This window comes from Streptomyces sp. NPDC018045, from assembly GCF_044327445.1.
Taxonomy (GTDB): domain Bacteria; phylum Actinomycetota; class Actinomycetes; order Streptomycetales; family Streptomycetaceae; genus Streptomyces.
On sequence record NZ_JBIRFL010000039.1, the window covers coordinates 1 to 14,395 of the forward strand.

A 14,395-nucleotide genomic window follows, 5' to 3' on the forward strand; every position below is an offset into this window, starting at 1 on the left:
CAACCTCGCCAAACGAGCAACCGACGAAACCACCCCCACCTGGCGATACACATAAAACGCAATCACTCACGAACTACGCGAACCAGACGCCCTCTAACGAGTTGGTGCGTGATTGTGGGTGGGCATGCTCTGTTGGTGAGGGGTTCGACTGATCGTTCGGTGTTGGCGCATCCGCTGTTCACTGGCATCCCGACAGAGCATCTGGCGTCGTTGGTAGCTGAGTTGACCGGGCCCTGGGTGGCCGGTGTCGAAGGGCATCGGTTCCGGGTGAGGGGTGGCGAGCGGAAGCGTGCGCCGGGTGCTGGTGCCCGGCACCGGCTGGTCTTCGTGGACCGGCTGGTGGCCACACTGATTCATCTTCGCCACGATCTGCCGCACTCGGTTTTGGCCCTGCTCTACGGAGTGGACCGCTCGACCGTCACTCGGGCTGTCGGTGAGGTCCGCTGTCTGCTCGCCGAGCGTGGGTTCGCCGTACCAGACCGCCCTGATCTGCGGCTGCGCACTCTGGAGGACGTGTTCGCCTATGCCCAGGCGGAAGGTGTTCAGCTGCGTTTGGACGCCACCGAGGTGCAAGTCCGCCGGCCTGCCGCGGGTCGGGGCGGACGGCGGGCGTTCGTGTCGGGCAAGAAGAAGCAGAACACGATGAAGACCACCGTCATCGCCGACCACCAGGGCCGAACTCTGTGGACCGATGCCCTCAGGCCAGGGCGGATGCATGATGTGACCGCCGCCCGCACGGCCGGGATCAGTAGATGCTTGGACCACTTCAACCTCGTCCAGGTCTTCCTCGACGACGGCTACCTCGGCCTCGGACGGGACCACCCGAGGCGAGCCCTCACCCCGCCGCGCAAACTGCGACCGGGAGCCATAGCGCCCTTTGTCGAAGCCCGAGCACGCCAACGGCACGACCACTCCTCACAACGGATCACCGTTGAACACGCCCTCGCCGATCACAAACGCTGGAAACAGTTGACGCGCTGGACCCATCGCCGCGACCGCCTGCCCGACACCTACCGAGCCATCTCCAGCCTTGTCTCCGACCGCAATATTGCCTGAGCAACGTGCTGAGCAAGGCAGACACGTCCCACCCGCTATCACGCACCAACTCGTAAGTCGGTGTCCTATGTGGTGAGTCGTTGGAGGCGCTTGTAGCAGATCAGGGCTGCGGCGAGGCCGAGGAGGGCCAAGCAGTTGCGGGATTCTCGCTCGTAGCGGGGACTGAGTCTGCGGTAGCCGGACAGCCAGGACAGGGCGCGTTCGATGACCCAGCGGTGTCGTCCCAGTCGCCGGCTGGGTTCGATGCCCTTGTGATGACGCTCTTTGAAATCGGGTCTGGTCGACATCTCGGGACGGTCACGATCGCAGCAGGACGCGGGTGCGGAGGAGCTGGAACGAACCGCGGCTGTACATCTGCCGCTTGATCGTCTTAAACGGTTGATGTGGCCTTCGACAACACCGGAGCTGTAGGCGAGGGTGAGGCCGGCGGTGACGGCGTCGAGATCCTGGCGCAGGAACCCGGGAAAGCCTCGCATCGGGGCGGGGGCGTCCTGTTCGGCCTGGCGGATCCAGTCCATGAGCAGGTGGCCGTGCCGCTGGCGGACCAAGTCGGCGAATGTCCGGGCGAGGTCACAGGCCCGGGTGATATCCGGTCAGGCGAGGCGGACTTGCAGCAGTTGTTCCTCTTGGCGGTCGGTGAGGGCGTCACGGGGCCGCGTGATCCAGCCGGTGATCTTGTGCGGGCTGGGCATGTCGACGCGGACGGGTTCGGCGGTGCCCGCGCGCAGGGCGGCGAGGTGCCTGCGGACGCTCACGCGACTCCCCTGGTAGCCCTGGGCGCGGATTTCAAGGTATAGGCGGCTGCCGCTGACCTGGCCTCCTGCCTCGGTGAAGCGGGTGTTGAGGTAGGGCTTGAACGGTTCCAGCACGCCGGATGGGCGCCGGTGGTGGGCGGTGGCCAGCAGTTGGTCGAGGTCGGCGTCGCGGAAGCGGCGCACGGTCTTGCGGTCCAGGTGCAGCCGCCGGGCGATGGCGCTGATCGTCCAGCCCGCGTCGACGAGCCGGTGGACGTCCTCGTAGCGGTGGCGGGTGCGTTCGATCAGCTGGGTGCGGGGCAGCTCCAGCGGTGGAAGGTCCGGCAGCAGAGGCTGCGGCCGGATCCGCCCGGCCCCGTCCTCGGCGTGTTTTCGCAGGCAGGAGCGGTGCTGGTGGCAGGTCTTCTCCACTGCGGCCGCCAGATTCTGGAGCAGGTGGAAGCGATCGGCGACTTCGGTCGCGTCCGGCGCTGCCTCGCGCACTGCCCGGCTGTATCCGCTGTCGCGGTCCCGGCACACGATCTCCGCACCCGGATGCGTGGTCAGCCAGGCCGCCAGAGTTTCGCTGGTCCGGTGCGGCAGCATGTCGACGACCGTGGATGACTCCACGTCCAGCAAGATCGTCCCGTAGGTCCGCGAGCGCCGGAAGGCGAAGTCGTCGATGCCGAGCACCCTTGGGCTGCGGGCCGGCACCGGTGGCGCGTGCAGCAGCCCGAGCAGCCGCCCGCGTCCGGCCGGCACCCCCAGGACGCGGCACAGCCGGACGCCGGGCCTCCCGCCCAGTGCGAGCGCGACGGCCCGCCACAGCACCTTCACCCCGGGCCCGGCACGGGCATATCGCGTGGTCATTCCCTCTACCTGCTCGGCGAACGTATGACGGTCGCAGCCGGCGGAGTCGCAGAAGAACCGCCGTACCGTCAGCTTCACCACCACCCGGCGCCCGCCGACGGGGAACTCCACGAGCCGCCGCGCGTACCGGCTGTGCACCCGCCGGGAGACGGCCGAGCAGGCCGGGCACGCCAACTCGCCGACGGCGCAATGGGCTTCGACCACCACCAGCCCTTCCGACTCGGTGAACCGGTCGAGCACCAGTCCAGCCGCCTTCGGCAGGAGCGCCTGCTTCACCACGGACAAGTCCCGCATGACCAGGTCATGCCCGCCCCAGACCGTGATCGCTACGGATGGCGATCGTGACCGTCCCGAGATGTCAACCAGACCCGTTTTCAAGGATCCTCATCACTTGCGCGCGATCCGCACACAGATGTGCTTGCCCCGCAACCATTTCCGCAGGTGAGGGATGTCGTATGCCTTGTCGGCGTGCAGGCGCTGGGGCTTGAACCACCGGCCGCGGTGCGGGTCGCGCCGCGTCTGGGGGCCCAGGACCATCGGTTTCAGTGCCTGGGCGTCGTGGGTGTTGGCGGCCGATACGCCGACGGCCAGGGGCAGTCGGTTCGCGTCCGACAGGAGGTGCATCTTGGAACCCGGCTTGCCCCGGTCCACGGGGCTCGGCCCTGTGAGGTCGCCCCCTTTTTCGCGCGCACGTGCGCGGAGTCGAGGACCACGCGGGAGACGTCAACCAGGCCGGCGTCGTCGAGTTGATGCAGGACGGCTTCATGCAGCCGGCCCCAGACACCGGCCCTCGACCAGATCAGGAACCGGCGGTGGGCGGTGGATTTCGAGATGCCGAAGCACGGTGGCAGAGCCCGCCAGGCACAACCGCTGACCAGCACATAGACGATGGCCGCGAACAGCGTCTCATCAGGCGTGTTCGGCGTTCCGCCGCCCTGCGGCCGCACCCGGTCCGGCGGGATCAGCGATCTGGCAATCTCCCACAAACCATCCAGAACAATCCAACTCCACGTACCCCGCCCCATACCCAGGGGATACCCACCTCACCACAAAGGACACTGTCTTAGCGAGCACTACGACCTGTTGACAGCATACTGCGGAGGCATCGATGGCCGAGCTGAGGTGGATGGTGAAGAACGGCACCTGGTGTGTGTGGGGGGGGCGATACGTGCGTAGAGGATCAGATGGCCGTCATCGTCGTGCTCGCGGGCTGGCAACTCCATCCTGTCGTGCTCCGCGATGGGCCAGCGACTCAAGACGGCGTTGCCGGTCTCCATCGTTGAGTCCCCGATGCGTCTTTGTCACCGCTCCGGCGCGCGGGATGCTGCCCAGGTCCAGTGCATGTCGAGGTGGGACGCGAGCGATTCCGCTAGATTCTCCCCGCCGTAGGCCCACGCCTCCTGAAGGCCGATGATATCGGGCTGGAGATCTCTCACCACTGTGAGGATGGCCTTCCGCCGTCCCTCCCACGGGCCAAAACGCCACCACACGTTCCATGTCAGCACCCGTATCACTGCCGCCCCTCTACCAGGTTCGCATGAGCATCATGGACCATGCTGGACGCCGGCTATCCGGCGACGACGAGGTTATACAGGCGGGCGATGCCGAGCATTGCGTGGTGGACGCCGTCGCCTTTGAGTCGGCAGTCGCGCAGGATCTTCCAGCCCTTCAGGCGCGCGAAGGTGTGCTCAACGCGGCCCCTGACCTTCTTGTGCGACCGATTATGTTCTTCCTTCCAAGCCGGGAGTTCTTCACCCTTGCGGCGACGGTGCGGAATGACCAGTCCAGTCCCTCGGCCGCCGTCGGCGATGGTCATCGTCCTGCCGACGGCGGCCTTGGCGCCGGACTCCTCCCAGCCGCGGGAGTCGTGACGGTTGCCCGGAACGGGCTGGCCGGCCACGACGACCAGGCGGGTGCCAGCGTGGATGATGACCTGGTGGGCGGTGGAGTAACGATAGTTCTTCGACTGCTCCGCGATCATGCGGTCGCGCGTGGGCACCAAAGCCCCGTCCACGATGAGGACGGTGTCCTCAAGGGAAGCGCTCGCGCGTCCGCAGCGCAAGAAGCGGCCCAAGGTGGTCGATGCCCCGGTCAGCTTCGGACCTGGAGATGTCGAACAGCGGGGCCAGCTGGCGCAGCGTCACGCCCGTGCGCCAGTAGGCCGTGTCCAGGAGAATTCGATCTTCGAGCGATAGACCCCAAGACCGCCCTCGTCGAACTTTGCTCGCGGTCTCGCGACGCACAGCCGTCACCAACTTGCCGAAGCAACGCGGACTCAGCCCAGAGAACGGGCCTACCCAGGATGGCACCGATGCCGTGATCACACCAGCTACACCAAGATCATCTCGCTTGTGACCAGCCATTATGGGACAACCTTCAACCATACGGGATTCACCCTGGTTCAGGGGGGACAGCACACTCGAAGTTTGGCAACAAAGTCGACCCTTGATTGCGGGCGACACGTCATGTAGCTTCCGTAATCGAAGTCCCGGGCGCGACGGATCAAAGAAGCTGACAAGCACCTTCCGACGGTGACAGGTAAATCTGCAATCTTCCCAAACATCTTCTGTGGCCCCAGGCGTGTCTGATCTCCTCCCGGAGGTAGCGGAGCGGCACATCGACTCGAAAACGGGGAGTTCATCTTTCCTGTCGCGCACAGAAGGTACCTAACAGCCTTTCTGAACGGGCTTCTCGGTCAGCGACACCCTTTAGCCCTTTCCACGCTTCATGCATCACCTGTTCGGCTGCGGGGAGCATTCGGCTGACGCATCACGGAAAATCGTGGACGCGCGCCCGAGAGGAGTTAGTTCACACGGCAAGTCCCAGTCGGTGACTGCGTCGGCGATTGACTGGCAGCCTGGCGCCTTGGAAAGCTGCCACGGCCATCACGTATGCCAGTTCGGCCGCTCGACAGCGCTGCCCGGAGCCAGAACCGCCCAACCATACCGAGTGCGGAACTTGCCGAGGTAGGGCCGGAAACTCACGCCCCCCTTCAGAAGCGGCGGTAACTCCTACACTGCCTTCCGGAGTGCAGGCGGCAGTTCCATGGAGGTCGGCGGGCGAAAGGGCGCTCGACGCCGCCCATAAGGTGCGCAGGCATAGGCATTCTAACGAAGGTCGAACTGTTATGCCGTTACACGCCACACTCTGTCGTCGTCCCTTAGGGAACATCACTCGACTCTCCCCGACATGTGAAGTATGACTAGCCACGAACGCATCAGAGGACCCCGCTCATGACGAACGCGATCCGAACCTTCCGCATTTACGTAGCCCTTCTGGGATTCGCGTACGCGCTGGTGGGAACCCTACAGATCGTCTACCAAGCAAGCGTCGTCGGCCTGTCACCCTTCCAACTGGTCCTGGTAGGAACCGTGCTCGAAGCAACGGTCTTCCTGTGTGAAGTTCCAACAGGCGTAGTGGCCGACCGCTATTCACGGCGCCTTTCCTTGATCATCGGCGCTTCGCTCTCCGGGTTCGCCTTCGTCCTCCAGGGGCTGGTACCGGAATTCTGGGCAGCTGTCACCTGTTCCTTCATATGGGGTGTCGGTTTCACCTTCATGTCCGGTTCGGGCCAGGCCTGGCTGGCCGACGAGATCGGCCCGGACAACGCACAGCCCGTCTTCACCCAGGGCCGGCAGATCGACCTCGTCTTCACCATCGTCGGTACCCTGGCGGCCTGCCTTCTCGGGCTCCGCTACCTCGGCCTGCCACTGCTGGTGGCGGGAGTCACCTTCCTCGCCGTCGCCCTGTTCCTCGCGTTCTTCATGCCCGAGAACGGTTTCAAACCGACACCGCTTGAGGACCGCGAGACGTTCTCCGCCATGTTCGCGCAGGTCAAGACTGGCATCGCGGCGATCCGCTCCAACCGCGTCCTGCTCACGATGGCATTGGTGAGCCTCTTCGTCGGGCTGGCCAGCGAGGCCGTGGACCGCCTCTGGGTGGACCGCATTCTCAGCGACTTCACTCTGCCCTCCATCGCCGGCCTCGACGGCCCCACCGTGTGGTTCACCGTCTTCACCCTGGTCGGTACGGCCATCTCCCTCGTCGTCTCGCTCACCGTGAATCGGGTCATCCCGCGGACGATGAACAACCGGCACCCGAACCGGCTGATGGCCCTGATGATGGCAGCTCAAGTGGCGGGCATCGTTCTTCTCGGTGTCAGCCCGATCATCGGGCTCGCTCTCGCGGGCCTGTGGCTGCGCAACGGTGCCCGGGATCTCGCCTTCCCCGTCCAGATGGCTTGGATGAACCGGAACCTGGACTCCCGTGCCCGTGCGACGGGGCTCTCCCTGAACAGCCAGATCGACGCCTTCGGTCAGGTAACGGGCGGGCCCTCCATCGGTGCCGTCGGCAGCAAACTGGGCGTTACCGCCGCCCTGGCGGTGTCCGCGGTCGTCCTCAGCCCTGCGATCGCGCTCTACCTCGCGCTCAAGCCCGACCGTCGCGGGAGCACGGCCCCCGTGGAAGTCGCCCCCGGCGCCCCTGCGGAGCGCGAGCTCGACACTGCCGCCGACCACTAGGCGGTTTCTGACGGCTCTTGAAGCTGTCCGACGGCTGTCACAAGCGCCCCTAACGATTCCATCGGCACCTCACGAGGAATCTCACAGAGCGCCAGTGGGCTCCCCGGTAGCCCCATCAGAAGCGCCTTAGGCGGGCGCCCAGTCTCCCGTATGCGAAGGGGCATCCATGTCCAATTCAGTCGATGAATCGACAACTCGGAGTACGCCCGTCGCGGCGAGTGCCGCGCCGGCTCCGACTCGGCTCACCGCACTCAGCCTCCTGACGGGAGCCCCAGGGACACCTGCCGTCGACACGCCCTCGGGCGTGCTCGACCGAGGCCAACTCGCCGAACGTGTCGCCGAGTTCTCAGCGTGGCTCGATCAACAGGGAGTGCACCCCGCGAGCACCGTGCTCGTCGAGGCCGAGCGGTGTGTTTCGTTCCTCCCGCTTCTCCTTGCCTGCTGGCAGCGGGGCACCGTGACCGGAATCGTCGACCGTGCTCTGCCGGCCCAAGTGCGCACCGAACGGGCGGCGCTGCTGGGCGCCGCCCACCGCATCGACGTAACCGACGCGGCCTGCAGGGTCTCAGCCGCCTCCGAGGGCCGGAGCGGGAGAACCACGGCGGTACCCCAGAGCGCCCAGCACGTCCTCTTCACCTCGGGCTCCACCGGCGTCCCCAAGACCGTCGCGGTCTCCGCTACAGCGCTGTTCGGGGCCTTGGAGGACTACCTCGAAGCCTATCGCCCGTCTTCCGAGGACCGCTTCGCCCTGGTGAGCGGCATCGGTCACGACCCTGTGCTGCGTGACGGCCTCGTTCCCCTCCTGTGCGGGGCCCGCGTGGCCGTGCCGCCGCCTGAGGCGATGGCCGAACCCCGCGCTCTGTACCGGTTCCTGCGAGACGCACGCGTCACCGTGTTGCACGCTGCCCCCGGCCTGCTGGAGCTGATCGTCGCCGGCAGCGCAGGGGACGGGTTGCCTGATCTCCGACTGGTCATCAGCGGGGGCGACGCGCTGCGTGCGGGCACGGTGAGGGCGCTGCAGGGGCTCGGAGGCGCCGAGGTGTACAACGCGTACGGGTGCACCGAGTACGCCCAGATCGCCTCGGCCTGCCGAGTGGACGACACGGTGCTCGACGGTCTCTCGGACACCGACCGGGTGCCGATCGGCGACCGGTTCGGCAGGACCCGGGTCCGTGTACTGGCCCGGGACGGCCGCCCTGCACCGGTCGGGGAGCTGGGCGAACTCGTCATCGACGGCCCGCACCTGGGGCTGGGGCAAGGGTCCCCCGGAACGGGCCCTGTGCACACCGGTGACATGGGGCGACGAGTCGAGCGGGGTCTGATCCATCTCACCGGGCGCAGTGACCGCCGAGTCTCGGTCGATGGTCACCGCGTCGCGCCCGAGGAGATCGAGAACGCGGCTCTGGAGCACGAGGACTGCCGTGCGGTGTGGGCCGGCCCGTGGTCGTACGGTGACGAACCCGAGGCACTCACTTTGGCGGTGTGCCCCGATCACGACCTTCGTTCCGATGCCTTCGGAACACTGGAGAGCAGCCTCCGAAACTGGCTGCGTGCACGCCTTCCCTCGCATGTCGTCCCGGCCCGGATCCTGCTGGTCGAGAACTTCCGGATGAGCGTGAACCACAAGGTCGTCGGGCCCGGACGCCTTCTCGGGCGGGACGCCGGCGCCGACGCCCGACCGGAGGCCGATCCGGTCGAGCAGGTGATCCTCGACATGATCCGTCAGCAGACTGGGCTCTCTCTCCCGCCGGGCCGGAACTTCTTCGACGGCGGGCTCACCTCGCTCCAGCTGGTGCGGCTGCACGCCTCGCTCCAGACGGCGTTGCGCCGCCGTTTTCCCGTCATCGACCTGTTCGCCCATCCCAACACCGCAGAGCTGACCAAGTCGCTGACCTCCGGCCACCGGTCCACGGAAGCTCCCAGGCGCCTGGGGACGGACCGCCACGCCAAGGCATCGTCCACAAGCCGCCGTGAGCGTCTATACGAAGAGCTGGAGAAGAATAGCCGTGGCTGATTCCGATCTGATCGCTGTCATCGGGCTGTCCGGAAGATTTCCCGGCGCCTGCGATATCGACGAGTTCTGGCACAACATTTCCTCCGGCACGGTTTCGATCGAGCGGATGACCGACGATCAGCTCCGAGCGGCCGGGGCGGCGGGGGAACGCGTCGACGATCCGGCCTACATACCGGTCGTGGCGACCGCCGGCGACCTGGACATGTTCGATCCCGGTTTCTTCGACATGACCCAACGCGAAGCCGAGACCTGCGACCCGCAGTTCCGGCTCTTCCTGGAGTGCTGCCACGACGCCCTGCTCAACGCGGGTCTGCGCCCTGGCGGCTCCTGGGACGTGGGGGTCTTCGGGTCGGCGGGCACCGACCATTACGCGGACCTGCTCCGGCGCAGCTCGGACTTCCATTGGCGCAGTACCCGCGGGATGGCCGTCGGGACGGGGAACAACCTCGACTACCTGGCCACACTGGTGTCCTACAAATTGGGTCTGCGCGGCCCCGCGGTCACCGTGCAAACCGCCTGTTCGAGCTCCCTCGTCGCCGTTCACCAAGCCGCCCAAGCCTTGCTGTCCGGTGAGTGCGAGGTGGCCCTCGCCGGAGGCGCGGACATCGAACTTCCGCTCGGGTCCGGCTACATGTGGGACGAGGGTGGGCCTCTGAGCCGCGACGGAATGTGCCGTCCCTTCGATGCCGATGCCACCGGCACGGTCTTCGGCTCCGGGGGTGGGGTGGTCGTTCTCAAGCGCCTCGACGACGCGCTCGCCCACCGCGACCCGGTCCGGGCCGTCATCCGGGGTTCCGCCGTCAACAACGACGGAGACTCCAAGGTCGGGTTCACCGCTCCCAGTGTGCTCGGCCAGGCCGCCGTGATCAGCGAGGCCATGCTCCGCGCCGACGTCGCGCCAGCCGACATACGCATGGTGGAAGCCCACGCCACCGGAACGTACCTGGGCGACCCCATTGAGGTCGCGAGCCTCGTCAAGGCCTTCACCACGCTCGGCTCGACGGGCGGGGCGAGCTGCGCCCTCGGGTCGGTGAAAGGCAACATCGGGCACCTCGGGCACGCCTCGGGTGTCACCTCCCTGATCAAGACCGTGCTCTGCCTTGAGAACGGCATCATCGCGGCAAGCGGCTCCTTTCACAGCGTCAATCCGAAGCTGGGCTTGGAAGACTCCCCCTTTTACGTGGCCGGGGAGCGGGAGGACACGGGATCGCTGTCAGTCGCGGGCGTCAGTTCGTTCGGCATGGGCGGCACCAACGCCCATGCCATCGTGGAACGAGCCCCCGTCTCGGTACGTGCAGGGGAAACCACGCGACCGGTCGTCCTGCTCTGGTCCGCCGCCGACGCATCTGCTCGTGAGGCGTACCAACGGCGGCTGAGGAACTGGACCATCCGGCACGACGACGCGCCGACGCACGTGGCCGCGTCACTGCGATCAGTCCACGATCAGCCGTACGACTTCCGTGGCGCGGTGCTGGTCAACCCTGCCGAAGTGCCCCTCGACGTGGCCCTCGCCGACGGCTCACCCGCTGTGCAGCACGGCGACACGGGACATCGCGTGGGCTTGGTCTCCCTCTTCCCCGCCACCGGCGGCCGGGGCGAGGACCGGTGGCAGGGCCTGACCGACGTCCACCCGGCGTTCGACGCCGCCTTCGACTCTTGCTGCCGCCACTTCGACCGGCACGGTATCGACCTGGCGGGCTTGCTGAGGCAGGCCGAGCAGGGGTCGTTGCCGCACCCTGCGCTCGACCTGCCACTGACGTTCGCGATCGCGTACGCCACCGCCGCCCTCTGGCAGACCTGCGGCGTGGAATCCGACGCCGTACTCGGTCACGGCGTGGGTGAGGTCACCGCCGCCGTGGTCTGTGGCATCCTCACTCTCGACGCCGGCATCGCCGTGGTCGCCGCCCAGACACACGTCCTCGCCGACTGCGCCGCGCTGGAGTCCTTGCTGGTCGCCGCCGCGCCCGACGAAATCGGTTCCCTGCTGACGGACGGCGTCGGCATCACCGCAGTGCACAGCAGGCAGCAGCTGTCCGTCGCGGGCGCCGCGGAGCGCATCGCCGCGCTGGCCGAGGAATTGCGCCGCCGGGGGGTGCGCTCGCGGTCGGAAGGCACGGTTTCCACCTGGGGCACGCCTGCGGCGCACGCCGTTCCGGACGCGGTGTTCGCAGCGCTGCGGGGGCATTCGCTTACCACCCGGCCCGGCGTCACCTTCTACGCGAGCTCGCTCGGCGCGGCAGCTCCCATGAGCGCGCTCGGGCAGGCCGACCACTGGGCTCGTCTCGCGGTGCGCGCACCCGACTTCGGCAAGGCCGCCGAGGCGGCCCTCGCCGGCGCCTGCCTGCTCTTGGAGACAGGCGCGGGGCGAACGCTCACGGCCGCGGTCCGCCAGCATCCGCTCGGCAAGGAGCGTGCTGTCGCCTCGCTCCCCGGTGAGGGCGGCCAGCGGCCCTCCGTCCGCACCGCGCTGCTCCGAGCAGCGACGGTGTTGTGGGCGAAAGGGCACACCGTCGGCTGGGACATCCTCGACCCACTGGGCGACGTCGTCCGGGCTCCGCTGCCGGGCTACGCCTACCAGCGCAGGCTCTGCTGGCCGAAGCCCACGGCCACACAGGAACGGCCGGCTGCCGCGGCGCCCGCGGGCCCAGCGCAGCCAACCGGCCCTTGGCTGCTGCCGCACTGGAAGGTCGCGGCCACGAGCCCGCACTCCCCCGCCGCGGCGTTGCCGGACGGTGTGACCGCGGTACTCGTCGCGGACACTCCCGAGGCGGCGCCGCTGGCGGATGCGCTGGCCGGGGACGGCGATGTCGTAATCCGCGTCTCGGACCGGCACCAGGTGCTCGCGAACGGCGTCCGTGTCGTACGGAGAGACCACCTGACCGCCGATCTGGGGCAGTTGCACACCGATCTTCACGCGGAGGGGCGAGGTATCCACCGTCTTGTCCACGCCCTGACCTTCACCAGCTCCGAGGGCAGTCTCGACGAGGAGCTGACGAACAGCTACCGCAGCATCGTGGCCGCGGTCCGGTCGTTCTTCGTCCACAAAGCGGCCCGAGCCCCTGAGTTGGTGGTCCTCACTTCCGGCGCAGCCGATGTGAGCGGCCAGGAGACCGTGACCGCGGGGCGAGCCGCGCTGGCACCGCTCGTACGGACCCTGCTCGCCGAAGGCGCCGTCAGCGGCGCCTGCCTGATCGACGCACCCGTCACCGCCCCTGGCGCCCGCATCCTGCGCCACGTCAGGGTCGTGAACGGTGAGGTGACCGTACTCGCCCTGCGTGGTGACCTGGTGTGGACGCCGGCAGAGCTCCCCCTTGACGAGCCCGAATGTTCGGCGAACACCTGGCGCGCCGGTGGCACCTACCTCCTCACCGGCGGCTACGGGGCGCTGGCCGGCGTGGTGGCGCAGCAGATCTCCCTGCTTGACCCGCAGGCGACCCTCGTCCTGCTCGGGCGGACCGCGCGCCCGCTCACCGACGCCCATCTGGCCGCACGCGAGCAGGGTGCCCGGCTGATCGGCCTTGCCTGCGACATCACGGACCGTGAGGCGGTGCGGGCCACCGTCGCTGAAGTGCGCGGCGACTTCGGCGAGATCCGCGCCGTCGTCCATCTCGCGGGTTCGGCGGGTTCCGGAATCGCGGTCCTGACCGACGCGGACCGTACGGCGGCGGCCCTCGGACCGAAAGTGGCAGGTACCGTCAACCTCCTCGAAGCTCTCAAGGAAGTGCCGGCTCCGAAGGCATTCATCGCCTTCTCCAGCCGCAGCGCGCTGGGCGGCCAGCCCGGCGGCGGAGACTACGCCGTCGCCAATGCCGTGATGGACGCGCTGGTGCGCAGGGGCACCCCGGCCGAACGCTCGGTAAGCGTCAACTGGCCCGCGTGGCGCGATATCGGGATGGCAGCCAATCTGCTGCGCACGGAGCAAGGCCGACAGGAGCGCGACGTCGTCGTCCACACCACCGACGTGCGTCTCGAGACGCTCCCGGGGTCGATCCTGGACGAGCACCGCATCCACGGAGTCCCCGTCATGCCGGCGACCGGGACACTCGACCTGGTCATGCGCACCGTGATGCAGTACAGGGACGACGACGGCCCGTTCGAGCTGCGGGACGTGGTGTTCAACGCCCCGCTGGCCGTTCCCGAGCCGTGCACGGTGACCGTCGAGCTGCGCAGTGACACGGCCGGTGGCCTGGCGTTCCGGGTGACGCCTGCCGACGACTCCACTGTCACATACGCCTGCGGCCTCGTACCGGAATATCCTGGGCCCCGCCCGCAGCCGCTGGACGTCGCCGGGCTGCGCAGCCGTATCACCACTGCGATTCCCGAGGGCGTCGGGGACGAGGGCAGCGGCATGGTCACCTTCGGCCCGCACTGGCGGGCCGCCACCGCACTGTGGGCCGACGGCGAGCACGGCAGCGAAAAACTGTTAAACCTGCAGGTGCCCGAGGAGTACGTCGAGCAGGCGGCAGGCTTCACCCTGCACCCGGTGCTCCTCGACTGTGCCACCGCATCGGTCCACGATCCTCGCACGGACGCCTCCCACCTGCCGTTCCGCTACCGCACGATCACCCGCTACGCACCGATACCGGAACGGGCGTACGCGTGGATCCGGAGGACCGGGGCGACCGGCAGCACACTCGTCGCCGATGTCGACATTGCCGATGCAGAGGGCCGCGTAGCGGTACGGGTACGCGGCTTCACCATGCTCCGCGTGGCCGAAGCCGACCTCCGGGTGGAGAACAGGCCGCCTTCCTCGGTCCCCTCCCCGATGCCGCCCGTGCGCGGCATCCCCGTCGAGCTGGCAGCGGCGCTAGTGCGCACCGTGCTCACCTCCGGGCTCCAGGGGCAGGTCTCCCTGCACCAGTACGTTGACGGCCACCCCGCCGCGGCGAAGGTCGTGGCCGACGTGCTCCCGTCGGTGCCGGAGGCCGCCGGGGCCGCCGGGGCCGCGTCGCCCCAGGATCGTCCGGCGGGTCTCAGCACCTTCGAGCGCTTGAAGGCGCTTTGGCAGGAGTTGCTCGGTGAGAGTTCGTTCCCCGCCGGCGCGGACTTCTTCGACCTGGGCGGCAACTCGCTCACCGCGGTGGAGTTGATGGACCGCATCCAGGATGAATTCGGGTTCGACCTCGACCTGGACGTGGTGTTCGACAGCCCCACGCTCGCCGGGCTCGCCGAGGTCGTCGACGCCGGGAAGAAGGGCTGAC

General features: G+C 67.9%; 6 protein-coding genes and 3 pseudogenes. 4 read left to right on the forward strand and 5 right to left on the reverse strand.

Going from position 1 to position 14,395, the window contains the following annotated elements; all coding sequences use genetic code 11:
• Window positions 1-162: 162 nt before the first annotated feature.
• On the forward strand, window positions 163-1,056 hold the full coding sequence (locus ACH4EB_RS36360; protein WP_398352686.1) for a transposase family protein: 894 nt from the start codon (window positions 163-165) through the stop codon (window positions 1,054-1,056).
• 65 nt (window positions 1,057-1,121) lie between these two features.
• On the opposite strand, the pseudogene ACH4EB_RS36365 reads toward ACH4EB_RS36360, so the two are convergent.
• The 5 genes and pseudogenes from ACH4EB_RS36365 to ACH4EB_RS36385 form a co-directional block, all read right to left on the reverse strand.
• A pseudogene (locus ACH4EB_RS36365) lies at window positions 1,122-1,307 on the reverse strand (transposase); the annotation flags it as partial.
• 342 nt (window positions 1,308-1,649) lie between these two features.
• Window positions 1,650-2,954, reverse strand: coding sequence for an ISL3 family transposase (locus ACH4EB_RS36370; RefSeq protein ID WP_398352688.1), 1,305 nt, complete (start codon window positions 2,952-2,954; stop codon window positions 1,650-1,652).
• Between the two features lie 96 nt (window positions 2,955-3,050).
• Window positions 3,051-3,685: pseudogene (locus ACH4EB_RS36375) on the reverse strand (IS5 family transposase); the annotation flags it as partial.
• Window positions 3,686-3,961: 276 nt separating this feature from the next.
• Window positions 3,962-4,174: an endonuclease/exonuclease/phosphatase family protein gene (locus tag ACH4EB_RS36380; protein ID WP_398352690.1), complete on the reverse strand. Its 213-nt coding sequence runs from the start codon at window positions 4,172-4,174 to the stop codon at window positions 3,962-3,964.
• A gap of 53 nt (window positions 4,175-4,227) precedes the next feature.
• Window positions 4,228-5,023: pseudogene (locus ACH4EB_RS36385) on the reverse strand (transposase).
• Between the two features lie 870 nt (window positions 5,024-5,893).
• Here ACH4EB_RS36385 and ACH4EB_RS36390 point away from each other — a divergent pair.
• The 3 genes from ACH4EB_RS36390 to ACH4EB_RS36400 all read left to right on the forward strand — a co-directional run bounded on the left by ACH4EB_RS36390 (window position 5,894) and on the right by ACH4EB_RS36400 (window position 14,394).
• Window positions 5,894-7,180, forward strand: a complete 1,287-nt coding sequence (locus tag ACH4EB_RS36390; RefSeq protein ID WP_398352692.1) for an MFS transporter — start codon at window positions 5,894-5,896, stop codon at window positions 7,178-7,180.
• A gap of 166 nt (window positions 7,181-7,346) precedes the next feature.
• Entirely contained in the window at window positions 7,347-9,194 is a 1,848-nt protein-coding gene (locus ACH4EB_RS36395; RefSeq protein WP_398352693.1) for an AMP-binding protein, read from the forward strand.
• Window positions 9,187-14,394: an SDR family oxidoreductase gene (locus tag ACH4EB_RS36400; protein ID WP_398352694.1), complete on the forward strand. Its 5,208-nt coding sequence runs from the start codon at window positions 9,187-9,189 to the stop codon at window positions 14,392-14,394. The genes ACH4EB_RS36395 and ACH4EB_RS36400 overlap by 8 nt, the downstream gene beginning before the upstream one ends.
• The last annotated feature ends 1 nt before the right edge of the window (window position 14,395 follow it).

What these genes read in the sequence shown, in the direction of transcription:
- ACH4EB_RS36370 (WP_398352688.1), bottom strand. Translation starts at nt 2,954, where the DNA reads ATGCGGGACTTGTCCGTGGTGAAGCAGGCGCTCCTGCCGAAGGCGGCT.
- ACH4EB_RS36390 (WP_398352692.1), top strand. Translation starts at nt 5,894, where the DNA reads ATGACGAACGCGATCCGAACCTTCCGCATTTACGTAGCCCTTCTGGGA.
- ACH4EB_RS36395 (WP_398352693.1), top strand. Translation starts at nt 7,347, where the DNA reads ATGTCCAATTCAGTCGATGAATCGACAACTCGGAGTACGCCCGTCGCG.